This is a genomic window from Methylobacterium nodulans ORS 2060, from assembly GCF_000022085.1.
Classification (GTDB): domain Bacteria; phylum Pseudomonadota; class Alphaproteobacteria; order Rhizobiales; family Beijerinckiaceae; genus Methylobacterium; species Methylobacterium nodulans.
In genome coordinates, this window is record NC_011894.1 from 6,905,084 (window position 1) to 6,927,435 (window position 22,352).

18 protein-coding genes and 9 pseudogenes are annotated in these 22,352 nt (G+C 64.2%); 12 read left to right on the forward strand and 15 right to left on the reverse strand.

Annotated elements, in window-relative coordinates; all coding sequences use genetic code 11:
* Positions 1-229: 229 nt before the first annotated feature.
* Entirely contained in the window at positions 230-493 is a 264-nt protein-coding gene (locus tag MNOD_RS50765; RefSeq protein WP_083786628.1) for a recombinase family protein, read from the reverse strand.
* Positions 494-1,469: 976 nt separating this feature from the next.
* Between MNOD_RS50765 and MNOD_RS32225 the strand changes: the two are divergent.
* Positions 1,470-1,706: pseudogene (locus MNOD_RS32225) on the forward strand (transposase); the annotation flags it as partial.
* Between the two features lie 278 nt (positions 1,707-1,984).
* Positions 1,985-2,209, forward strand: coding sequence for a hypothetical protein (locus MNOD_RS49515; RefSeq protein WP_015933144.1), 225 nt, complete (start codon positions 1,985-1,987; stop codon positions 2,207-2,209).
* A 723-nt stretch (positions 2,210-2,932) separates the two neighbouring features.
* Here the strand turns inward: MNOD_RS49515 and MNOD_RS32235 are convergent.
* The gene (locus MNOD_RS32235) at positions 2,933-3,133 is read right to left on the reverse strand and encodes a hypothetical protein (protein WP_015933145.1); all 201 of its coding nucleotides are present in this window, start codon (positions 3,131-3,133) and stop codon (positions 2,933-2,935) included.
* 719 nt (positions 3,134-3,852) lie between these two features.
* On the opposite strand from MNOD_RS32235, the gene MNOD_RS32240 reads away from it, so the two are divergent.
* The gene (locus MNOD_RS32240; protein WP_015933146.1) at positions 3,853-4,929 is read left to right on the forward strand and encodes a site-specific integrase; all 1,077 of its coding nucleotides are present in this window, start codon (positions 3,853-3,855) and stop codon (positions 4,927-4,929) included.
* A 187-nt stretch (positions 4,930-5,116) separates the two neighbouring features.
* Here MNOD_RS32240 and MNOD_RS32245 read toward each other — a convergent pair whose 3' ends face one another.
* From MNOD_RS32245 to MNOD_RS32260, 4 genes are all read right to left on the reverse strand, one after another.
* Entirely contained in the window at positions 5,117-5,473 is a 357-nt protein-coding gene (locus MNOD_RS32245; RefSeq protein WP_015933147.1) for a hypothetical protein, read from the reverse strand.
* Between the two features lie 502 nt (positions 5,474-5,975).
* Positions 5,976-6,224: a hypothetical protein gene (locus MNOD_RS32250; RefSeq protein WP_015933148.1), complete on the reverse strand. Its 249-nt coding sequence runs from the start codon at positions 6,222-6,224 to the stop codon at positions 5,976-5,978.
* Complete coding sequence (locus tag MNOD_RS32255) at positions 6,221-6,616, reverse strand: hypothetical protein (protein WP_015933149.1); 396 nt, start codon at positions 6,614-6,616, stop codon at positions 6,221-6,223. Before MNOD_RS32255 ends, MNOD_RS32250 begins: the two co-directional genes overlap by 4 nt.
* Entirely contained in the window at positions 6,613-6,963 is a 351-nt protein-coding gene (locus MNOD_RS32260; protein ID WP_015933150.1) for a DUF4031 domain-containing protein, read from the reverse strand. Before MNOD_RS32260 ends, MNOD_RS32255 begins: the two co-directional genes overlap by 4 nt.
* Before the next feature lie 68 nt (positions 6,964-7,031).
* On the opposite strand from MNOD_RS32260, the pseudogene MNOD_RS32265 reads away from it, so the two are divergent.
* From MNOD_RS32265 to MNOD_RS44455, 3 genes and pseudogenes are all read left to right on the forward strand, one after another.
* Positions 7,032-7,286: pseudogene (locus MNOD_RS32265) on the forward strand (integrase core domain-containing protein); the annotation flags it as partial.
* 261 nt (positions 7,287-7,547) lie between these two features.
* A complete protein-coding gene (locus MNOD_RS32270) occupies positions 7,548-8,360 on the forward strand; it encodes a LuxR C-terminal-related transcriptional regulator (RefSeq protein ID WP_015933151.1) in 813 nt (270 codons plus the stop codon).
* A gap of 82 nt (positions 8,361-8,442) precedes the next feature.
* Positions 8,443-9,404 (forward strand): IS630-like element ISMno11 family transposase gene (locus MNOD_RS44455; protein WP_076611772.1). Its coding sequence is split into 2 segments (ribosomal slippage): positions 8,443-8,782 and positions 8,782-9,404, totalling 963 coding nucleotides; the frame shifts between segments, so codons are not numbered across the junction.
* Here MNOD_RS44455 and MNOD_RS44460 read toward each other — a convergent pair.
* Positions 9,389-9,586: pseudogene (locus tag MNOD_RS44460) on the reverse strand (hypothetical protein); the annotation flags it as partial. The gene MNOD_RS44455 and the pseudogene MNOD_RS44460 overlap by 16 nt on opposite strands.
* A gap of 42 nt (positions 9,587-9,628) precedes the next feature.
* Positions 9,629-10,907 (reverse strand): annotated as a pseudogene (locus MNOD_RS32285) (DDE-type integrase/transposase/recombinase).
* Between the two features lie 723 nt (positions 10,908-11,630).
* Here MNOD_RS32285 and MNOD_RS32295 point away from each other — a divergent pair.
* Positions 11,631-12,911 carry an IS66-like element ISMno2 family transposase gene (locus MNOD_RS32295; RefSeq protein ID WP_012631399.1) on the forward strand — a complete coding sequence of 427 codons (1,281 nt, stop codon included), beginning with the start codon at positions 11,631-11,633 and terminating at the stop codon, positions 12,909-12,911.
* 375 nt (positions 12,912-13,286) lie between these two features.
* Here MNOD_RS32295 and MNOD_RS32300 read toward each other — a convergent pair.
* Together MNOD_RS32300 and MNOD_RS32305 are read right to left on the reverse strand one after the other, a co-directional pair.
* Positions 13,287-13,649 (reverse strand): annotated as a pseudogene (locus MNOD_RS32300) (DUF4113 domain-containing protein); the annotation flags it as partial.
* Between the two features lie 114 nt (positions 13,650-13,763).
* Positions 13,764-14,648 carry a LysR family transcriptional regulator gene (locus MNOD_RS32305; RefSeq protein ID WP_015933155.1) on the reverse strand — a complete coding sequence of 295 codons (885 nt, stop codon included), beginning with the start codon at positions 14,646-14,648 and terminating at the stop codon, positions 13,764-13,766.
* 251 nt (positions 14,649-14,899) lie between these two features.
* Here MNOD_RS32305 and MNOD_RS32310 point away from each other — a divergent pair, with 251 nt between their 5' ends.
* From MNOD_RS32310 to MNOD_RS32320, 3 genes and pseudogenes are all read left to right on the forward strand, one after another.
* Entirely contained in the window at positions 14,900-15,829 is a 930-nt protein-coding gene (locus MNOD_RS32310) for an AEC family transporter (RefSeq protein WP_015933156.1), read from the forward strand.
* Between the two features lie 227 nt (positions 15,830-16,056).
* Positions 16,057-16,203: pseudogene (locus tag MNOD_RS50770) on the forward strand (PaaI family thioesterase); the annotation flags it as partial.
* Positions 16,204-16,398: 195 nt separating this feature from the next.
* Positions 16,399-16,977, forward strand: a complete 579-nt coding sequence (locus tag MNOD_RS32320) for a peroxidase-related enzyme (RefSeq protein ID WP_015933158.1) — start codon at positions 16,399-16,401, stop codon at positions 16,975-16,977.
* Positions 16,978-17,304: 327 nt separating this feature from the next.
* Here the strand turns inward: MNOD_RS32320 and MNOD_RS50385 are convergent.
* The 3 genes and pseudogenes from MNOD_RS50385 to MNOD_RS32335 all read right to left on the reverse strand — a co-directional run.
* Positions 17,305-17,448, reverse strand: a pseudogene (locus MNOD_RS50385) (isocitrate lyase/phosphoenolpyruvate mutase family protein); the annotation flags it as partial.
* A gap of 2 nt (positions 17,449-17,450) precedes the next feature.
* Positions 17,451-18,140 carry a GNAT family N-acetyltransferase gene (locus MNOD_RS32330; RefSeq protein WP_015933161.1) on the reverse strand — a complete coding sequence of 230 codons (690 nt, stop codon included), beginning with the start codon at positions 18,138-18,140 and terminating at the stop codon, positions 17,451-17,453.
* A gap of 257 nt (positions 18,141-18,397) precedes the next feature.
* The gene (locus MNOD_RS32335; protein WP_015933162.1) at positions 18,398-19,123 is read right to left on the reverse strand and encodes a pyridoxamine 5'-phosphate oxidase family protein; all 726 of its coding nucleotides are present in this window, start codon (positions 19,121-19,123) and stop codon (positions 18,398-18,400) included.
* A 61-nt stretch (positions 19,124-19,184) separates the two neighbouring features.
* Here MNOD_RS32335 and pdxR point away from each other — a divergent pair, with 61 nt between their 5' ends.
* Positions 19,185-20,615, forward strand: coding sequence for a MocR-like pyridoxine biosynthesis transcription factor PdxR (pdxR, locus tag MNOD_RS32340; protein WP_015933163.1), 1,431 nt, complete (start codon positions 19,185-19,187; stop codon positions 20,613-20,615).
* A gap of 204 nt (positions 20,616-20,819) precedes the next feature.
* On the opposite strand, the gene MNOD_RS32345 is transcribed toward pdxR, so the two are convergent.
* Positions 20,820-21,020, reverse strand: coding sequence for a hypothetical protein (locus tag MNOD_RS32345; protein ID WP_043749826.1), 201 nt, complete (start codon positions 21,018-21,020; stop codon positions 20,820-20,822).
* A gap of 394 nt (positions 21,021-21,414) precedes the next feature.
* Between MNOD_RS32345 and MNOD_RS50775 the strand changes: the two are divergent.
* Positions 21,415-21,600: pseudogene (locus tag MNOD_RS50775) on the forward strand (IS5/IS1182 family transposase); the annotation flags it as partial.
* Between the two features lie 246 nt (positions 21,601-21,846).
* On the opposite strand, the pseudogene MNOD_RS49525 reads toward MNOD_RS50775, so the two are convergent.
* Positions 21,847-22,249, reverse strand: a pseudogene (locus MNOD_RS49525) (type I secretion system permease/ATPase); the annotation flags it as partial.
* Positions 22,250-22,352 lie beyond the last annotated feature (103 nt).

The following is a 22,352-nucleotide window of genomic DNA, read 5'->3' on the forward strand; positions in this document are numbered from 1 at the left end:
GTGCCCTCAGACCACGCGCACAGACTTCCGAAGGTCCCTCACGAAGCCTTAGTGCAGGCAGCGATCGACGAAGAGCTACTAGCCACAAGACTGTGGCAGACCGCAGGAGAACTCAGAGACCGTGGTCTGATTAAGAGGGTTGAGGAGTTTGAGTTTGCATCAAGGTCCGCTAGGGGGGGCGCAATGCAATGCCGAGTCAGAGCAGGTGTGCCCCTTGAGTAGTTCCATCTCAGGCAGTCCCACTCTCGATCCTGCTGAGAACCCTGGCCACCTGAACGACTGACCACTCACCACCTCGGGCTGTCGGAATGCCTTCCTGATTAAGCTTGGCCGCCGTAGCCCTCAGGGAGGCCCCAGAGGCCCGAAGGTCACGGATGGCAAGGAACACGTCCTCAGCCCGGCTATCGGCCTCCCTGGCCCCCACAGTGGCACTCGCAGCCCGTCCCTTGGCGCCGTCTTTACTGAGATTGCCTCTGTCGCCTCCCAGCCGCACACCACAGGCCTTAGCTGCTGCCGGGTGTGCTTCAGGCCCTCAGCCCACCATCAGTGGCGCTTTGCAGCTCGACCTGCTTGCGCTGGCATTTGTTAGCGACGAAAAGACTAATGCGAGCTATGGTCGGCGGACAGTATCGTTGGCAGACAGGCAGGAGAGACTTCCATGCCGTCAGACCACGCGCACAGACTCCCAGAAGCTCCTCATAAAGCCTGGATGCAAATGGCCATTGAGGACGAGCTATTTTCCAGAATGCTGTGGCAAGCCGCAGTTCGTCTTAGGGAGCGTGACCTTATCAAAAAAGCTGAAGAATTTGAGGCCGCATCAAGGTCCGCTAGGATCGAGGCAATGCAATGCCGTATTAGAGCTGGTGTGCCGCTTGAGTAGACCTGTCTCGGATGTGGCCTCTGGTGCGGATGGTTTGGCACGGTGAAAAGTTTACAAGGAACCAACTCCGATGTGAGGCGATTGTCCCACATCATCGCTTCCCACGAGCAAGCATACTGAGCCAGCCGGGCTTCAACACTCGCGCTGGCTTCTCTTTGCGTGGAACCGCAGGTCGCGACAGGCGATTAACCTGCGTTATCGGAGCCCCCTTCGATAGCACGTGCAAGCGCACTAGGCCGGCCGAGCCATATCACCCTCGCGCCGGTCTCTTTTTGTCCTGAGGGTGTCCAATAGACGATACCTGTACGGACAGAGAGAAGCCTTTGATCAGCCCCCAGCGGAGTGGCTCTTCGCCAACTTCCGTGGAGCTGTTTAAGCCATTCAGGAGATGGAGCTTCTGCACACGCCCGGTGGGACCCTCTCTGCGTCTACGAGGACCGGCTCTGCGTCTGCGGAGGGCAGGCCTTTGTGGCGCGACCGGCGGAATCTGGGCTTCGACCTTCTGCCCACCATTTCCACGAAAGTTGGCGAAGAGCCAGCGGAGTGGTCCGCCCTGAAGTATGGCTTCTGAGCCTGGAGGACGGACGAGATGGCGAAACGACTCAAGCCCGAGGAGATGGTTGCCAAGCTGCGGCAGGCGGACGTGCTGGTCTCGCAGGGGCAGAGCGTGGCTGACGCAATCCGCGCGCTCGGCGTGAGCGAGGTCACCGATTACCGCTGGCGCAAGGAGTGTAGCGGCCCGAAGTTGGATCAGGTCCAGCGCATTAAGGAGCTTGAGGCGGAGAACGCTCGGCTCAGGAAGGTGATTGCGTGTCTCACGCTTGACTGAGAGGCCCGAGAAAGCCTCAGGAAGTCGCCAGGACGGCCGTAAAGCCTTACGTTTGACTTCCAAGCTAGGCTCGGGCCTCATTGCTGTCTCTGCCCGCTGTGGGCAGGCTTCTGGTCACGCAGAACACCAGTAGCTTCACGAAAGCTCTCTCTGGCACGATGCTCTCTGGAACCTGCAAGGTCACTGTTCGGTAGGCCTATGTGGCTCTTGACTGAACCATCAGCCTCGTGACGCGTTCTTGCTCTGTCCTCATCTGAGTTGGGAGGGGGCAAGCTATGCTGCACCAGCGGATACACGAGAGCCCTCAAGCGCCCGCTTCGTGCCCCGTTGAGGACATCGTAGCAGCCTACCTCAGGCTGGCCGAAGGTGATGCCGCCCTTGCCCTCAGGTGGGCTGTCACGGATGCCCTGGCCGACCTTCTAGCGGCCGAGAGACGCACTCGGGAGCGCAGCCGTCTCATTTCCAGGGGCTACGCGAGCGGACGCATCGGAGGTGCCTGAGGGGCCATCAATGCCCGTGCGCTCTGCGCTGACCGGCAGCACTCCGCCCGAGGATGGGGCGAAGCCGCAGTGACGCTCAGTGGGCCAGGTGGTCACGAGATGTCATCCGAAGCGGCTGTCAGGAGCGGCATCATCACCGTGAGAGGCGGCTAGCTTCCACCTACAAGACCCGTAACTCCAGACAGCAGAACGCCCGGCGAGGGGATGGGGAGACCTTGCCGGGCGCCTGTACCTGCCTATGGAGATTTCAATGACCCATGAAAGGCCACGTCTAGCCAAATATTAGGCATGGCAACAAGCAAACGCTCAGCAACAGCTGGTGTTCCAGCTTGGCACTAAAATCAACACGCCTGACAGCAGAACTGACGACAGAACGCCCGGCAAGGGATGAGGACCTTACCGGGCGCCTGAACTACCGGGTTTCATTCTGTTAGTGCTGCTGAGATAATTGGATGTTTGCCACTTCGTAAACCGTCAGCATCGAGGCTGACAAGGAGCGAACTCCTACCAAATGCCAATGTTCCAGCTTAGCAATGATTGTTGGTATAATACATTGGTGCAATTAGCTTCACAGTTTAGCCTGAATACAGTCAAGTAAGAGCGTCAAAGAAGATGCGTTGCTTTGTACGTTTTTGCACTTGCTTGGCTTTTGCCACCATCTCTCGTGCATCAACTTAGATCTCAACCTCTGCAATCACTGCTTCTGCTGTGCTTGAGTGGCCCTCAGGCCCCCATCCACACCACCTTGAACCGCTCCTGGCCAGCCGTGGCATTCATGGCCTTGCAGGTGGTGCGGGCCTGCGTCTCCGAGAAGAAGGTCATCTTGACGATCGGGCGGCGGAAACTCGTGTCCACGAGGTACCAGGGCTTGCCGGTGGTGGCAGCCTGCAGAGTGCTGAGGGTGTGGGTATGGGTATCAGCCATCTCACCTCTCCGGTCACACCTTGAGCTGCCAGCAGCCTAGCTGAGTCGTTGGGCTGTCACCCCACCAAACGACGCCTCCAGGACCGCCGCACCACCAACTCACTGTCAGGCGCCGGAAGGCCCTGGTTAGGCGCTCTGCGTGCTCCAGCCAGTGGTCAACCATCTGCCGAGCAGAAGCCCAGAAGCTACCCTGCCTGAGATGCAGGTCTTGTGAGCCGCGACAAATGGGGGAGCTCGAATTCCGAACCCTCCGCCAAACTGCCAGAGCTGGTCAGCCTGAGTGCTACAGTTTCGCGCTACAGGGGAGGGGACTGGGAAGGCTTAAGTGATTGATTTAAAAGGTACATGAAGGTTGGATCGGAATGTCCCACCCCTTCCGCCAGGTGATTTCAGAAATTCCCTTTTGTTTTCAGTTAGATAGCCGAGATTGTTGACGAGCTGCCCGCCGGCGGGGCACGGTTTCGTCCAACATCGCCGGCTCCCGATGCCCGAGGTCCTGACGCGACGCCAAGGCTTCTGGCACTTCGTGCGCCGCGTCCCCGCGCCGTTCGCCGCCCTCGACCGGCGCGGCGTCGTCAAGCGATCCACGCACATCCGCATCGCCGACGACCCCCGAGGCGTGCGGGCCGCCCGCGCGGCCGCGCAGATGAACAGCGATCTCGAAGCCTATTGGCAGGGCCTCGCCAGCGGACAGAGTGCGGGGGCGAAGGCGCGCTACGATGCCGCGCGCAAAGCGCGCCCGCCAGCTCGGCTTCAGCTACATGCCGGCGGCCGAGGTCGCGACCCAGCCGCTCGCCGAGATCCTGGCCCGCATCGAAGCGCTGGCCGCCCGCGACGTTGCCGACGATCCCGCCACGCGCGGCGCAGTCCTGGGCAAGGAACCCGTTCCGGTCGTGCTGCTCTCGCAGCTGTTCGACCAGTACGAGACCCTGACCGGGGCCGCGCGCCAGGACCTCTCGCCGGACCAACTGCGCAAATGGGCCAACCCGAAGAAGCGCGCCCTCGCCAACCTGCTGAAGGTGGTCAGAGACAAGCCCGTCACGGAGCTGACCCGCAACGATGCCCTCGATTTCCGGGTCTGGTGGCAGGAACGCGTGCTCGTCGCGGGCATCGAGATCGCCACGGCCAACAAGGACGTCGGCCACATCAACCGCATGCTCCGGCAGATCGAGCGCAGTCATCGGCTCGGCATGGGCCCGGTCTTCGCCGAGCTTCGCCTGGAAGGGGAGACCCAGGGCCAGCGCGTGGCTTTTGCGCCGGAATGGGTGCAGACCCGGATCCTTGCGGAGGGCGCCCTCGATGCGCTCAACCCGGAGGCGCGCCGCATCCTCTACATCATGGCCGAGACTGGGATGCGTCTCTCCGAGATCTGCAACCTGACCGCCGAGACGATCCGCCTCGACCACCAGGTGCCGCACGTGGTGGTGCGCGCCGATGGGCGGCGGATGAAGACCAAGCAGTCGGCTCGCGAGCTGCCGCTGGTCGGGTTGGCGCTGATGGCCGCCCAGGCGCAGCCCGAGGGCTTCCCGCCCTATCGCGACAAGGCCGCCTCGCTCTCGGCGATCACCAACAACGTGATGCGCTCGGCCGGCCTGCTGCCGCTGGAGGGGCAGTCGGCCTACTCGTTTCGGCACTGCTTCGAGGACCGGCTGACGGCGGTCGAGGCGCCCGAGAAGCTGATCGCAGCGATGATGGGCCACAAGTACCAGCGCCCGCGCTATGGGGCGGGCCCGAGCCTCGCGCAGAAGCAGGAGTGGCTTCAGCGGATCGCGTTCACTCCGCCGTCGAGCGTGTAGGCGTTCAGCGCGTAAGCGGGGTGAGCCTACGCGACCCGCTTAGAGCGGGATGCGATCAGGTTGCATTGTAGCGTGTGGCAGCGAGATAGCTTCGGCACTCGGCTGGTCGGCAGCGGACGAGCGCGTGTTTGATGGCGGACCAGAGGTCCGGGTTCGCGCGTGGAAGAGCTTCTGACGTGACGCAGAATCAGCGGCGCCAGTCGAGACCGTCCCGCGAGGCGTAGCGAGGCAGCGGGTTCAGTGAGAGCGGACCGCTGTAGGTCCACGGAATGCCCGAGAATTCCACCTGAGGCAGGGCAGGGCCGGCGGGAGCGTGTGCCTCGGTGTCTTGAGTCATCGCGGCCTCAGCCGCCTGCACCGCAGCCTCGCCCTCCACGAAGTCCTTCTGCACGTCGGGCTGCGGAGGGAGCCGGCGGCTGGGGCGCTCCTCGTGCGTCTCACGGGCGGCCTCCCGCATCTCCCGGACGTACTGGCGCCGCTCCCGGCGCGACAGCCGCCGAAGCTCCCGGCGGGACTTGCGCTCGAACTTAGCCACCTCGCGCATGGTCTGCCGATGTGCCGCCCGCGATTCACAGACTCCGAGCGATGGCCGGTACATCTGTCCGACAGGGCAAGGCGCACCGCTGCGGTGATGACGGCGTGCATCCGCAGTTGTGGTCAAAGCAAGGCACCCAATAGTTGCCCCCAAAAAGACATATTTTCGCATGGCTTTCCCTTGTCGTGTTGACCTCGTGAGAGACTGTGCCAAGAGAAGATACTGCGAGCTCTCTATCACGACACGCTTCGTGAGTACATCGCCCGGCACTCGAAGCGAGAAGCCCTGGTATCTGAGTATGCCGTCGTACCATTGCTTGCGCGCCACTCTCACGTCGGGCAGGTCCTGCTCGGCCGCTTGGGCGATGCTATTTTCGCGTGATGCCGTGGCACTGGACGAAGCGTGACAGGCTACTTTGAGCCGCATGGATGCCCTGCTCGGCCAGAGCCGCGCGCAGCTCCCGCAGGAAGATGCTGGGCTGCTGGTAGAGCGAGAGAATCCCCCCTGCTCATCAGGCACAGGGACGGCGGAGTGCGTTCATCCCGCCATCGAGCGTGTAGGCTTTCAGCAGGCGTTCGGCGCGTTGGCGGGGCGATCCAACGCGGCGTGCCTCGACCAGCTCGGCCTCGAGGCGCTCCAGGATCGGCAGATAGGCGTCTGTGCCATCCTGCATCACGATGTAGGCGCATAGCACCAGCGCCCGCTCGATCCGCTCGGGCGTGATCGGCTCGCCTGACATGCTGCGCGCCGCGGCGCTCATGGCCGCCTTGCCGACAGTCGAACCGCCCTCAGGAACGGCCGCGCCGCCAGCACCGCTTCGGGCGCGCGCCAAGAGGGACGGCCCGCACGCTCGCGGCGATCCTCCTCGCGGTAGAGCAAGGCGAGGCGGTTGAGCGCGGACAGCAGCTTGAGCGCTCGGGCGTGCGGGCGCTGGAAGCGGAGGGCCATGAAGAGGTCGTAGACCTCGGCGCCGCCCTGCAGGCACCGGTTGTTCCAGGCCTGCCGGCATGCCGTGGAGCAGAACCCAGAATGGCGCGCAGCGGCCTCGTAGGGCGCGCCGCACTCCAGGCAGGTCCACTCACCCCGGAGCGGGGCGGTATCGCCGTCCTGAGCCGCCAAAGCGGATGCGTTTAAACGCAGCGGCGCGTTCACGGGGACGCCTCGACCTGTGACAGCTGTTCGGCCAAGGCATCCTCAGCGGCCTGCTGGCGCACGCGGTCGATTCTCTCGACCACTTCTGTCCGACCCTCGCGCTGCGCGACAAAGTAGACTGCGCCGTAGCGGTCGGTCTCGATCGCGCCGAAGGCGAGGGCCTTGGCGCGCACGCCCTTGCTGACGTCGTAGTGCTCCCAGGACGCCTTCGGCGGGCACTGGAACCACGCGCGCTTGAGGCCGAGCCGGTCGGCCATGGCGTGCAACTCGTCCAGCGAGTCCGCCCACATGTGGCACATGACCATGCGGCCGAAGGGGAAGAGTGGCTGATCGACGTAGACGGCCATCGCCTATCCCTCTGCGATCCTGTTTGTGAGGCGGGCGGAGGTCATCGGGTCACGCCTCCACGCGGTGCATTGAGCCCGCCGTCGGCAGCGTCGGCGACAGCTACGATAATGCCCTCGCCGAGACGGTGATCGGTCTGTTCAAGGCCGCGGTCATCCCTCGGCGCGGTCCCTGGCGTTCCTGCGAGGCGGTAGAGTTCGCCACCCTCGAATGGGTCGATTGGTTTAACACGCGCCGGCTGCTCGAACCGATCGGCAACATGCCTCCCGCCGAGACCGAAGCGCGCTACTATGCCCAGGCCGAGGGTCAAGCTTTGGCCGCCTGACCCACCGCAAGGGACACGACCCGCTATAGTTGAATTCATATCCTGTGGTTGTATCGCCAATAATATTTGTCAATAATATTTGTAGTAATAAATGTTAAGCCACTTGGCAGATCAGCCGGACAGTTGCGCTCGAATGTGGATCTGTGTATAGATCAATTTTGAATGCCTCTTCTGGACGGGTAGGACACCTCTTCTGGAATTGCTCGGACCGGATTTGCTACTGGGGTATTAGGGCGATTATTGACCGTACTGGGGGCTGGCATGGTTCAGATGGTTGTCGCTCTAGTCATCGATTCGAATCCGCTTTTCCGAGAAGGATTGGTGCGGATCTTGCCTAAGAGCCAGTTCCGAACAATCCGGCCACTGGCCTCGGCCAACGGTGCTGATCTGTGCGAGGCGGGTGACCAGAGTCCTGACTTGGTCTTGCTCGGCGCCCGAGACGCCGCCCCGGCCACGGTGGATGAGATCACGGCGCTTCACTGGCAATGGCCGGGCGCCCGTATCGTGGTGCTATCGGATCGGCACGATCCCTGTGTGATCGCCGCGGCATTCAGGGCGGGCGCTAGTGCCTATCTGGAGCAGCTCAGGAGCCATGATGCCTTGGTCAAAATCATCGAGCTGGTGATGGCAGGGGAGACGGTCCTGACCTCCCCCCGCTTGAATCAGCTCCTCAAATCCGAGCTGCTGCCAACGCCGCCCCTTGGGCAGAGCGCGGCTGCTCCCTCAGACCGTGGAGCGTCATCGAATGGTGGGACGGCCGTTCCAGATGGCAAGCGTCTCGCCGACAACTTACAGATAAACATGCCGCACTTGTCCGAGCGCGAGCGGTTGATCCTGACCATGCTGGCGTCCGGGAGTTCCAACAAGGTGATTGCCAGGCGCCTTGACGTAACCGAAGCCACCGTGAAGGTCCACGTAAAGTCGATTCTGCGCAAGATTCGGGTGTCGAATCGCACGCAGGCGGCAATCTGGGCCACCAAGAACGGGATTGTCGCACCCACAGGTTACACGCAGACCGCCTGCCCAGTCGTCAGTGTGCCTGTCGCAAACGCGAACGCGTTCACAGATCACTAGAGCGGGGTCCGAGCGGGTTGAAACCGTGGTGATGGCAACGCGTTGGCCGGTCCCCGGGGGGGCGGCTCAACGGAGGTGGCCCATGCCCTCAGCTTTGTCTGTCGACCTGCGCCAGCGCGTCGTCTCGGCCGTTGCAGAAGGCGCCTCCTGCCATCAGGCCGCCGCGCGCTTCGGGGTCAGCGTGGCCAGCGTCAGCCGCTGGTCCAGGCAGCAGGAGGGCCAGGGAGATGTCACGCCCAAGCCCATGGGCGGCGACCAGCGCTCGCAGCGCATCGAGGCTCATGCCGAGCTCATCCTGCAGACCTACCAAGCCCACCCGCAGAGCTTCCTGCATGAGCTCTGCGAGACGCTCCAGGAGCAAGGCGTTCCGGTCAGCCGCAGTAGCCTGTCGCGCTTCTTCGCCCGGCACCGCATCACGCGGAAAAAAGGGCGACGTACGCAGCTGAGCAGGAGCGGGAGGATGTAAAGGCGGCTCGTGAGGCGTGGTTTGCCGGCCAGCTTGAGCTGGATCCGGAGCGACTGGTGTTCCTGGATGAGACCGCCGCCACCACCAGCATGGTCCGCCGCTACGGCTGGGCCCCGCGCGGCGAGCGTTGCCGCCTCGCGGCACCCGCAGGGCACTGGAAAACCACCACTGTGATTGCCGGGCTGCGCACGAGCGGGCCTGACGCGATCGCTCTGCTGGACGGCCCTGTGACGGGCGAACGCTTCCGCGCCTACGTGACCGACACCCTGGTCCCCACCCTGAGACCCGGCGACACCGTGATCCTGGACAATCTGGGCGCTCACAAGGTGGCCGGCGTGCGCGAGGCGATCGCGGCAACCGGGGCCCGGCTGCTTTATCTTCCTCCGTACTCACCTGAGTTCAACCCGATTGAGCAGGCCTTCGCCAAGCTGAAAGCGCTGTTGCGCAGGGCGGCGGCCCGCAGTGTCAGTGAACTCTGGGCGGCGATCCACCAAGCCTTCAAATGCTTCTCGCCGGCTGAGTGCCGCAACTACTTCACAGCTGCTGGATACGAGGATGATGCTTACGCTTCAACCTGATCGGGAGCGGCTCTAGAGAGGATGTTCGGTCCTGGCATGTGGTGTGACGGATCGAGCCTGAACCGAGCGGGCTGCTCTGTCCAGGTCTGGCAGATGAACTCGTAGGGGGTGAGGCCGCGTAGGGTTTTGAGCCGGCAGCCATAGTTGTAGGCATCCACGAACAGCTGCAGGTGGTGATGCAGCTCGTTGTACCGCCCGCGGTTTGTGAGACACCGATTTGAAGGCTACGCGGCCAAAGCCGCGGGTGGAAGTTGCGCAGCGCGAACGGCTGCCGGTGGCCGGAAACCGTGCCGCTCGATCAGCCAGGCTGCGTTGTCGGTCTCGCGGAACGCCAGCAGGGCGCGGCGGAGGTCCTCGACCGTGTCGAAGCTCTCCACCCAGAGCAGGTTCTCCTTGAGCGTGCGGATGAAGCGCTCGGCGCAGCCGTTGCCCTCGGGCGCGCGCACGAAAGCGGGCGAACTCGCGATGCCCAGGAACGCCAGTTCCGCCTGGAAGGCATCCGACATGTACTGGCTGCCGTGATCGTGCCGGACACTCAGGCCGGAGGCGATCTTTGGAGCAAAGCCGCCAAAGCGCTGCCGCACGCCCTGGCGGATCGGCTCCAGCGCCTCGAAGCGCGTGGCCCGGCGCGCCGCATGGATGCCGACACACTCGGCCGAGCAGTGGTCGACGGCCACGAACACCGCGACCTGGCCCTCACCGGTCCAGGTGGTGGTCAGGTCCGTTCCCCACATCGTGTCCACCGTCTCCGGGATGATGGTCCCGTCGTGGTTGCGCGGGCCGCGCGGCGCGCCGATGCGAGAGGGGGCGAGCAGATCATGCTCGCACATCAGGCGCAGCACCCGGCGCTTGGAGGTGCGCACGCCTTTGAGGCGCAGCCGCGCCCAGACCTTGCGGTGGCCCTCGCCGTGGAACGGGCTGCCGGTGAGCGTGGCGCGGATCTCCTCAAGCAGCGCCGCATCCGGCATCGGCCCCACCGGGTTGGGCCGCCGCGGGGGCTCGGGCCGGGCAGGAGAGAGGTGGCGATGAACGGTGGCGCGCGACACGCCCCAGATCCGGCCCACCCGCGCCAGCCCGTAAGCTTTGCCGCTGGAAGGCGAGACGGACCGGCTCACGGCCGCGACCTCCTGCGGGCCAAAGGGCCGGGGCCGCGCGCCTCCAGGGCGGCGATCTTGGCCTCCAGCAACTCGCGCTCGAGCAGCCGGGCACCCATCGCAACTTGTGCGATGGGACCCGATTGCGCCGAGCCTGGCCTTCAGCCGCCCGCTCTCCAGCGCCTCGGCATCGGTGGGCCGGGTCGTCAAGCTCGCCTCGCCCGCAGCCAGGAAGGCGTCGCGCCACCCGGACAAGGGTCGCGGCCGTCACGCCCAGACTGCGCGAGACCGTCTCCAGATCCTCGCCGCGCAGCAACCGCAGCACCGCATCCCGCTTGCGCTGGCGGGACATGCGCCCGCCTCGGCCGGGACCGACCGCGCCTGCATCCGCCCTCGTCTGAGTTGTCATCGTCCTCACCCCTGTCGCGGAGACCGTCCGCTAACGGGGTGTCTCAAGCAACCGTGAGGCGGAGGACTACCCACAAATCTGCACGCGTTAGAGAACCAGTTGCGCGCCGTCAGGCGCCGGCCACATCGTCGTCGCGGAGCACCTTGGTCGGCACGGCCCGCCGCCTCCTGATCCCGCTCCGTTCGCCTGCGTTACATTTGATAGAAGCAAAGGAACATGGGTTGAACGGGGCGCAATCAGATAGCGAACTCTCGACTACGCCGCCCTCGGGTTCAGGGCAAACGGTCCTAAGCCCGCCGAGCGACTGCACATTGGCGGGCGCTCTCCGTGGTCGCTGAGCCCACCAGGAGGAGTGCCGTTCTCAATGCCATATGGCGCGCCCGAGCGCTTATGGCACGGCTCGTAACAAGCTGGGTCCAACCCAGTTCCGCCAACGCACCGGCGATGTCGATGGTGACGCCGCCTGCGAGCTTGTAGAGGCCGTCCCTGGGATCCGCCAAGTATGCGGCAACGACAGAGTTGATCTGCTCGTCAGTGATGGCTTCACGTGAAAGCAGGCTCCGAAACATAAGCGAGTCATTCATCGATACGGACCGTTGATCATCCTCGGAGGGTAATTACCCACGGGGTGCGCGCGAGCGCGGCGTGACCCACAAGCGAGGCCGCTAGAGGGAGTTCGCCGCGCCTCTTGCCGGGAGGCGATTTGGCTGATTCCCTCGTGGGATGGGCCGCAGCGAGCTGGAACGCCTGAGCAAGCAGGAGCTGATCGAGCTGGTGCTGCGGCTGCAGCGCCCCGAGAAGACCTCGCGCACCTCGTCCAAGCCGCCCTCGACCGACCGCAAGGAGCGGCGCGAGCAGGCCAAGCCCGGCGGCGCCAAGCCGGGTCACGAGGGACATAGCCGAACGCTCAGCCCCGATCCCGACGAGATCGTCGCTCACCGCCCGGGTCACTGCCCCTGCTGCGGAGGTGTTCTGGCTCCGGATCTGCCGGCCGAGATCGTCAGCGTGTGCGAGCAGATCGACTTGCCCGCGGTGGCACCGATGGTCACCCAGCATCAACGGCTCGCCGTCCGCTGCCCGGCTTGTGGCACGCGCGTCGTCGCTCCAGTGCCGCAGGCCGCACGCGGCACGCCGTTCGGCCCGCGCCTGCACGCGGTGGCGGTGTATCTGAAGACCTTCCAGGCTCTGTCCTACGAGCGGCTGCAGGCCGCGTTGTCGGACCTGTTCGGGCTCACCTTGAGCCAGGGCGGGCTGATGAACCTGCTGCGTCGGGCCCAGAGGCAGTTCCGTGCCGATCGCGAAGCTGCGGTCTCGGCGCTGCGCCGGGCCGCGGTAGTCGCCTCGGATGAGACCGGCGTGCGCATCGAGGGCAGCAACTCGTATCATTGGGTGTTCCGCTCGGACGCAGCGGTCGTTCATCACGCGGCCTCGACGCGGGCCGCCGCGGTGGTGCACGCGATGATGGACGGACACCGGCCGTCCGTGTGGCTGTCGGACCGCTACACCGCCCAGCAGGGCCACGGTGAGCATCACCAGACCTGCCTGGCGCATTTGGCCCGTGACGTCGCCTACGCGGTCGAGGTCAGCGACGACCCCGTGCCGCTGCGCCTACAACTCTGGCTGGGAAGCGTGTTCAGCCTGGCCGAGCGCGTCACCGACCTGGCCGCCTCGACGCTCTCGGCCAAGCGCCGGGCCCTGGATCGGCAGCTGTCCGCCATCCTCGCTGCACCAAGCCGCTGCGATCTGACCCGCGCTCTGCAAGCCAAGATCGGCCGAGCCCGCGACCAGCTCCTGGTCTTCCTCGACCATCCCGGCCGCGTGGCGGTCACCAACAACGCTTGCGAGCGCGCGCTGCGCCCGGCAGTGGTGCAGCGGAAGGTGACGAACGGCTATCGGGCCATGTGGGCGGCCGCGGGTGAGGCGGACGTGCGCACCGTCGTCGACACGGCCCGCCTCTCGGGGGCCGGCACCTTCGCCACTATCCTCAACATCATCCGCGCCTGATCCTACCGCCACGGGCGTGGGTAATTACCTCGGAGGAGCATACTCCTCAAAATTAGCATTTGCTAATTCATCCAATCGGACTAGTCCTTCAACTCCTTAAGCTTGGCCGTCGATTCCGAAATTGCCCGCTCATGCCTAAACGTATTCCTGTGGTATGATTTAGTTTGCGCTCGGCATAACATAGTGCACGCAATCATATCTGCTGGGCCACTCCTGACCCGTGATCTGGCGCCAGGCTCATCACAGGTAGCGCTTGTCCCAGCAGTCCCGCAGCTCGTAGCGGCCGACTAGCGCCTGTAGCTCCTCGGCCGTGAGGCCGTAGACAACGCGACTCCCTCGCATCACTGCTGCCGTCCTGAGCCGCGACACGCTCGCTCACACGGGCACGGCATTGACCACGGGCAGCTCATCGAGCCGGGTCGTATAGCGCGGCGTGCGCATCTCGCACTTGGTCGCCCAGGTCCGCTTCGCCTCCAGCCTCGCCCGCGCCGGCACCACGGTGCCGCGCCCGAAGCGCCGGTTGCAGGCATCCATCGCCGCTATCAGCGCTCCCGACCGCTCCCGGTCCAGCGCCCCGAACAGCGCCCGCGGGCTCTCCACCAGCGGTACGAGGTCGGCCGTGACCACGCCGGCCTTGCTGTAGCGCCAGGGCTCCGGCCCCTGCTCGCGCCAAGTCTTCGCCACCCCGTGCAAGGCTGCCTTGATCAGGACGAGAGAGTCGGAAGTGGCCTCGGGCAGATGGCTGGAGCGCCGGGCGGGGCTCAATCCGCGTGGAAGGTTTTCCGTCGTTTTCTTTACATGCCGTGCAGCCACTTCGGCGGCGAGTTTAGTGATCGCCAAACCGCACCTAAATCATCCGGGAACTGCGCCCTTCTTGATGTCCATTACGGCTTGAGCGAGCGCGGCGGACAGTCGCCCACCGGTACAGTCCTGTCTTTCCAGAAGCACAATGCGCCGGATCAGCTGCGGTTCGCCGAACGGCAGGGTCGTCAAACGGAGTGTCGCAAGCACATCATCTGAAAGTGGGACAACGGCGACGCCCAGTCCTTTTTCGACCATCCTCAGGATGACCTCCAGACTGTCCAGCACCATTTCCTCGCGGACATCCAGCCGCATTCGCCGCAACTCGCGGTCAATCACGCGGCCGGCCCAAGCGTGGCTGTCGAAGCGGATAAAAGGCAGCTCGGACAGCAACTCGCGCGGGCTTCGCGCATCGTGGCCAGGCGGCGCGATCAGCCAGAAGCGGTCCTCATAGAGGGGCGTCCAGACCAGGTCCGGAGGATGTGGCCGGACCGGTTCGGTCGTCACGGCCGCGTCCAGCTCCCCGGCAGCGATCCGCAAGGCAAGCTCCGCCGACATGCCAGCAGAGACGTGGACGCGAACGCGAGGGTGCGATTGGTTGAGAGCGGCCAGTGCCTCCGGCAGCACGCCGGACAGCGCGGTCTGGACGGCTCCGAGCCGAAGACGCCCGGCCAGGGACTGTTCGTCGCTCAGTGCGGACGCGATCTGGTCATAGAGCGCCAGCACCTCCGCTGATTTTTCGAGAACGATCCTGCCCGCCTCAGTGAGCCGCGGCAGCCGGCGCGACCGGTCGAAGAGCCGCGCGCCGAACTCCTCCTCAAGCATCTTCACCTGCAAGCTCACCGCCGACTGCGTCAGCCCAACGACCTCGCCGGCACGAGCAAAGGATCCATGCTGGGCAATGGCGTGCAGGGTCCGAAGGGCACGAAGCGACATTGCGAACTCTCTTCGATCGCGTGACGCCGCCCGGCGTTCCCGCGGCTCGCGGATACGCGCATGGCCAATGCATGAGGTCATATCATTGAACGCATGATATTTACCAATTTTTTCTTTTCACTTCAGGGTGGTAGGCGTCTCACCGACCCTGCTTGATGGATGCTCATGACGACGGTCGCACCGACCTCCGCCAAAGGATCGCCCATCCTCGCCACGACGCCGCGCCGCGGAGCAGCTCTGAGGGGCCGAACATGACCGGCGCGGTCCTTTTGGCGTTGCTGCCGATCGTTATTTTGATCGCGCTGGGAATGCTGCTGCGGCATCGCCGCTTCCTCGATGACGGATTCTGGCCGCAGGCCGAGCGGCTCGGATACTTCGTCCTGCTCCCGTGCCTCTTCTTCCACGGCCTCGCGACCGCGCACCTTAAGTCGCTGCCTGTCGGCGACCTTGCCCTGACGCTGATCCTCTCGACCCTCGTCGTCGCCGCACTCGTCGTCGCCATGCGACCGCTCATGAAGGTGAACGGGCCAGCGTTCACGTCGGTGTTTCAGGGACGCGTGCGCTTCAACAATTATGTCGGTGTGACCCTGGCTGCCGGGCTGTTCGGCGCGAAAGGCATCGCTCTGGCGGCGATCTGCAATGCCGCGATCGTGCCAACGGTCAACATCCTCTGCGTGATGGTGTTCGCCCGGCACGGTTCGGCGAAACTGACCGGTCGCGGCATTCTCAAGCAGCTTGTGACGAACCCCCTGGTCGTCGGCTCTCTTGGCGGTATCGCGAACCAGATGCTTGGGTTGGGCATTCCTCCGGGGCTGGAGCCGGCCATGCGGGCGTTGGGTGCAGCCTCGCTGCCTCTCGGCCTTCTCTGCATTGGCGCAGCGCTCGAGTTCCGCTCGGCGCGGCAGTGGGTGGGGCCGGTCGCCTCGTCGTCCGTCATGAAATTTCTCGCGATGCCGGTCGCCACGGTTCTGGTCGCCAGGCTGACGGGACTGAAGGGACCGGCTCTGACGACGGCGCTTCTCTTCCAGGCTCTACCGACCGCCTCATCCGCCTACATCCTCGCGCGGCAGCTCGGCGGCGACGCCCCACTCATGGCGGGTATCACCGCAACGCAGACTGTCTTAGCTTTTGTCGCAATCCCATTAGTACTGACCAGTCTCAACATTGTTGTCAACTTCTGACATCCAAGCCGTGGAAGGTCGTCACACACCGATAGACTTGAGGGGGAGGTAAAATGAAGGCGATCCAGGACCACTACCCACCCACATTTGCTCACTGCTACGGCTGCGGGCCGGCCAATCCCTTCGGTCTGCACTTGAAAAGCTACCTGCGGGAGGATCAAACGGAGGCCCGCTTCACGCCGGATCAGCGCTACAGCGGAGGTGTGCCGGACAACGTCTATGGCGGCATGATCGCCTCGCTGCTGGACTGCCATGGAACGGCCTCGGCAGCGGCGTTCGCCTATCGTGCGCGAGGGCGTGAGATGGGTGACAGTGGCCCACCGATCAGGTTCGTGACGGCCTCATTGCACATCAATTTCCGGAAGCCGACGCCTCTGGGTGAAGAACTGCACATTACCGGCACGCTGAAGTCTCTGGATGGTCGAAAGGCATCTATTCTGCTTTCACTCAGCGCACGCGGTGAAGAATGCGCACAGGGTGAAATGCTCGCCGTCGAACTTAAGTCGTGATCGCATCATTATTGCTGAGCTTATGTGCTACTCGCTGCATTCGACAATGGGAGGAACACCATGAACTCACGCACCAACGCTCCGATCGGCCGCTATCCTGTTCCCACGCTGTCGGACATGCCGTCAGACATCCGCGACCGGCTGCTTGCTGTACAGGAGAAGTCCGGCTTCATTCCCAACGTATTTCTGGTCTTTGCGCACTGGCCGGACGAGTTCCGCGCCTTCTTTGCCTATCATGATGCGCTGATGGACAGGCCCGGTAACCTGACCAAAGCCGAGCGTGAAATGATCGTGGTGGCGACCAGCAATGCGAACCAGTGCCAGTATTGCGTCGTCGCACACGGCGCAATTCTGCGCGTTCGGGCAAAGAACGCTCTGATCGCCGACCAGATTGCAGTCAATTACCGCAAAGCAGATATTACAGAGCGTCAAAAAGCGATGCTGGATTTCGCCATGAAGGTGGCGCTCGAGGCTTACGCAGTCGGTGAGGATGATTTCGCCACGCTGGCGCAGCACGGGCTTGACGCGGAAGATGCTTGGGATATTGCCGCGATCGCGTCCTTCTTCGGGATGTCGAACCGAATGGCAAACGTCACCAGTCTGCGACCCAATGACGAATTCTATACTTTGGGCCGATAGGTTGAGCATCGGTGGCGGGCTGAACCTTGAGCGGGACGGTGCCGCCCCCGGATTTCTTAAATTGTGAGAAGGCGAGCGTGGGATTGCTCTCAGAAATCAGCCTTTGTGAGCGACGCTGTCCCGAAAGGTGGACAAGCTCACGAGTTTCATTTCCTGACACGCAATCCTTACAGGTTTAAGTGTCTGAAAAACCGTCGTTGTGAACGGCGGCCATCTGGCTCGCCAGCATCGCCTCGATCTCGTCGCGCGGTCCGATCCCGTTCACGACGCTGAGCATGAAGTTGATGGCGCTCTCGTCCGGCTCCTGGCCCTGGCTGGCTGCGTTCGAGAGCTGGTCGACGCAATCGCCTTGAAGCCCGCGTCGGTGAGCCGAACCGCGCTGCCGGCATCCCACGCGTTGGGGAGAATGAAGAAGCCGCTGTCGTGCATTCGTCGGAAGGTGGCCCGCTTGTCCGCTGCGGCAGCTGTCATCGTCAGGTCCGGCATTCTTCCAGCCTCCGCACCTGCCTACCCGCAGCATCGAAGTTCGACGGATCGAGCCAGGTGGTGAGTGCCGCCGAGAGTCTGGGCCACTCGGGCCTGGTGATCGAGAACCAGGCGGTGTCGCGGTTCTCTCCTCTGATGATCATGTGGTCGCGGAACAGGCCCTCGAACGTAAAACCGAACCGTGTAGCCGAGTTCTTCGACGGCACGTTCCGGCTGTCGCATTTCCATTCGAACCGCCGATAACCAAGCGTGTCGAAGATGTAGGAGGCGGCGAGATAGAACGCCTCCGTCGTGACCCGCGTCCGGGCGATGGCCGGCCCCCAGAGGATGCTGCCGATCTCGATCACGCCGTGCTTCGGATCGATCCGCATCAGCGCCTGCCGCCCTTCCGCACGTCTAGTTGCCTTGTCGATTACGGCAAAGAACAGTGGATCATCCGACGCTGCGGCACCCTCCGTCCATCGTACGAAGTCTGCCTCGTGTAACGGGACCGCATCCACCAGATAGCGGTGCCGCTCCTCGGCCCCCGCCTCCTGCGTGACGTCGAAGAGGTCGCGCGCATGGCAGGCAGGATCGAGTGGCTCCAGACGCGCATAGACTCCGTCGAGCACGATGCGCTGGGGTCTGGAAGCGCCGTTCCAGCTCGAAAGGTTCACTCCAGTTTCTTCCATGCTCATCTTGTTGCCTGCTCTGCCTCTCGGCTAGATTTCGCTAGCGCTGCCGAACTTGCTTCATACAATTAAATACTCGCGGCGATGATGTGAAATTTAATCGCGATAATGCGGAGTTGGACTATTGCAAGGACGCATGTTCCAGCGCCGAGCCAGCACATTAACAGCAGCTATCCTCATATCACCGTCCAGAACCTGCCGTTCTCGAAACCACCGGTCCGCGCCGTTTCGGCAGCCAATGAGCGCTGAGAGGACCGTGCCAATCAGCGCTGCAAGCTATAGGTGCGCGCATGCGCCTCCGTCAGAGCATCTCCAAGAGCACGACCAGTCTCGTAGCCGGCGAGATCCGGCGAGCGTGCGACATCGCTCATCAGGCGGGGGCAGGGCTCGGGTACACCGATGATCGAATGGACCGGCAGACGTTCCGCATAGATCGGCAGCGCATAGTCTTCTTCGTCGTCGGCAACACCCTTTGCGCGGATCTTCGCGGACGCGCGCGCGATATCCATGTAGATGATTGCTGTCGCCTTGGACTCCTGAGCAGTTGTTTCCCGCAGCCTTGAGGTCCGACCGGGAAAGAACCGATCGACCATCATGGTCAAAGCGTGGTGCTTCTCTGCAGGATCTTCCAGCAACCGGGCGTGGCCGAAGGCCATCACGGAGCGGTAGTCGGCGGAATGATTGAAGCCCGATCGTGCCAGTACGAGGCTGTCCAGGTGGGTGACCGTCAGACAGGCCGGCTCGCCCTTCGAGAGGTTGCGCAGCATCCGGCTGGCGCTCGATCCGTGCCAGTAGAGACGCGTTCCTTCACGCCAGAACAGGGTCGGCGTGCAGTAGGGCTGACCGTCAATGACGTAGGAGACGTGACAGAGCGCGGCGGCGTCCAGCAAAGCGTGGACGGTCGCGTGGTCGTAGTGACCTCGGTCATGACGGCGCTTCACACGGTTCACCGCATCAATGGGGTAGGCAGTCGCGGATACGTCCGTCACGGCGGTCTCCTTGGTTGACACCCCCGGTTCGCACGAACAATTGGTCGGCAGGAGAGCCAATTTGGTAGCCGAAATGACGACCACTTCGCGGCGGAAAGCCGTGCTCGATCTGCCACTGCGCCTGGAGCGCGGGGCAGGCAGCCAGGCCCGGCGTATCCATGCCGCAATCCGAGATGCCATTCTCGATGGGCAGCTCGCCGCCGGCTTGCGCCTGCCATCGAGCCGCGCCCTCGCGGAACAGCTCGGCGTCCGCCGCAGTGTTGTGGTCGTCGCCTACGAGCACCTCTACGGCGATGGCCTGGTGGAATCACGCACGGGGGCGGGGACCTACGTCGCGGCCGGGATCCAGGTGCATGCGCCGGCTCCCACCGCTCCCGTCGCCATCACCGTGCCGTCACGGCGGGCTTGCGCTGTAGGCAGCACGACGGTTAGTCGAAACCTTCTGCGTCGCTTTGGGATGGCAGCGCGGCGGCGGATTGCCCAAGCCGGCGCGGCGGATCTGTTCCGTGGTGATCCGCGAGGAACTAGGGCGCTGCGCGAGCAGATCGCCGCTCATCTCGCGGCCAGCCGCGGATTTCGTGCTGATCCGGATTGCATCATCGTCGTCGGCAGCGTGCAGCAGGGATTGCGTCTGTGTGCCGAGGCCTTGTTTTCGCCGGGGGATGCGGTGTGGACAGAGGACCCAGGCTATCCGCCGACGCACCGGACATTGCGAGCGGCCGGGCTGCAGCTCATCGCCATTCCTGTCGATGCCGAAGGGCTGGATGTGACCGCCGGCCGAAAGCGTTCGTCAGACGCACGCGCAGCCTACGTCACGCCGTCGAACCAGTTTCCCACGAGCGTCTCGATGCCTATGCCTCGACGTCTAGCGCTGCTCGAATGGGCCCGTGAGGCGCGCGCCTGGGTGCTCGAAGACGACTACGACAACGAGTTCCGCTATGACGGGCCACCCCTGACCGCGCTCGCCGGCCTTGATGGTGGCGACCGCGTGATCTACTTCGGCACGTTCTCAAAAATGCTCTTCTCGAGCGTGCGCCTCGCCTATGTCGTGGCACCAGCTGCGGCCCTCGAGCGCATGATCGCAGCTCGGGCCAGTTACGATCGTTTTCCGCCGTCACTCCTGGAGGGTGCAGTCGCCGATCTGATGGCGGACGGCACGCTCGCGGCTCACACCCGGCACGTCCGTAAGCACTACCGGATGGCGCGCGACACCTTGGCTTCTGCGCTGGAGCAGTCGGCCGGTACACATCTGCGTATCGTCAAACCCGCCCAGGGTCTGCACCTGCTCGCCTACTTGGCGGGCGATGTCTCGCCGGAAGCTGCGTCGCAAATCCTGGAGCAGGCCGGCGTAGAGTCGTGGCTTTTGAGTGAGACACGTCTTGAGGTGCATGGCCCGGAGGGCTTCATTCTCGGCTTCGCAGGCCATACAGAGGCGGACTTGCGTCACGCTGCGGTGGCGTTAGGGGCAGCAGTTCGCTCGGTCCTTGGATAGCGATGCCGATTATGCCGGCAATCGGGCCATCGGCACTCTCCTTCGCCAGCCAACACTTCAGTCACTCACCCGTTTCACTCCGCCCGGACCTGCCGCAGGTGGTACGCGCGAGCGGCCAGCCCAGCCGGCGAGGTCTGAAATGACGAAGCCCGCGGCGGCAGTGTGCCGGGCGGGCTCTGCGCGATCACGGATCCGGGACAGGGATCAGTGCTCTCGGCTGGCCCGCCCCCGCACGGCCTGCTTGCGCTCGATCTTGTCCAGTAGCTCGGTCTGACGGCGGCTCTCCTCACGGATGATCCGCACGCACTCCGCGGTCCGGCTCTGGTACTCCGTGCCCTGGCGGATCAGGTCGCGGATCTCCCGCTGGATATCGAGGAGCGCGGCCGGACCTTGGAAGTGCAGCATCGGGCCATCGCCGATTGTGCCCAGAGCCGGCGGGGGGCCTCCTGCCGGTCCCGGTTGGCCCGCAGCACCATCGCGACGCAGACCACCGACACCATCCCGCCGACGATCACCTGCAGCACCGGCATGGAGGACAGGAGCGGAAGCTGAACCGCCCCGGGTTTCCTGGAGGCCGTTTGGTTTGGCTCAAGCGGCCAAGGCTGGCACCTCGGCCTGGGCATGGTAGCGCGCTTCCGCCTCGGCGGGAGGCACGTGGCCGGTCGGTTCGAGCGGGCGGCGGGTGTTGAGCCTTCACGATACGGGACTTCCGGATCGACTGGGATCATGAGGTCACCACCTGTCCGACCGGCCACGCCAACACGAGCTGGAGCGCCGACCACAACGAGGGCGCACGGTGATGCGCATCCGCTTCTCCAGCGCGGACCGCAAGCCCTGCGCGCTGAAGGCCCGCTGTACGCACTCACCTTGCCGGTTGCTCACACCATGGCGGCGCGAGGAACGCGTGGCCTTGGACGCGGTGCGGGCGCGGGAAGCGGATGCGAGCTTTGCTGACCAGTACCGCTGGCCGGCCAGCATCGAGGGAATGCTCTCGCAGGGTGTCCGTGATCTACACCTGCGGCGCGCCCGTTACATTGGGCTGGATTGGGCTGGGCAAGGTACACCTCCAGCACATGCTGACGGCGGCGACCCTCAACCTCGTCCGGCTCGCCGCCTGGCTGGCCGGAGATCCGCTCGCCACGGTCCGCCAATCCGCCTTCGCTCGCTTTATCAGCCAAGCTGCCTCACACGCCGAATTCGCCAGCAGTATCGAGAGCGGGTCAACATCACTGATGGCGGGGTGGAACAGGAAGCAGATCAGCAGGTAGACCGGCATCCAGGGCAAGTCGAGGAGTGCCACCGGGCCGGAGCCGGAGCCGGAGAGAAAGCCCCGGATCTGATCGAGGTCGCGCAACGGTTGCCCGGCTTGCCCGACGTCGCCGCGCAGCGAAGTCCGCATAGTCAGGTCGAGGACCCGCGCCGCGAGATCCTCGTGCACCGCGACCGATCCGGGCGAGCACGCGGGCGTGCAAGGCCTCCAGCACGCCCTGGAACACGTAGAGCAGGAGCGCGAGCGCACACAGCCCGGCGAGCGTCGGGATGCTGCGGCTCGGGATCACGCAATCGTAGACCTGCAGCATGAAGAACGAGCCCGTGAGGGAGAGCAGGTTCACGAGCCCGCTGGCCACGGCCATCCACAGGAGCGCCGCGCGGCACCTGTATACCGCACAGGCAATCTCAGATCTCGCAATTGTATTCCTTCGTACTTTGCATAGGTCCGCATGCGCCGCTGATCGC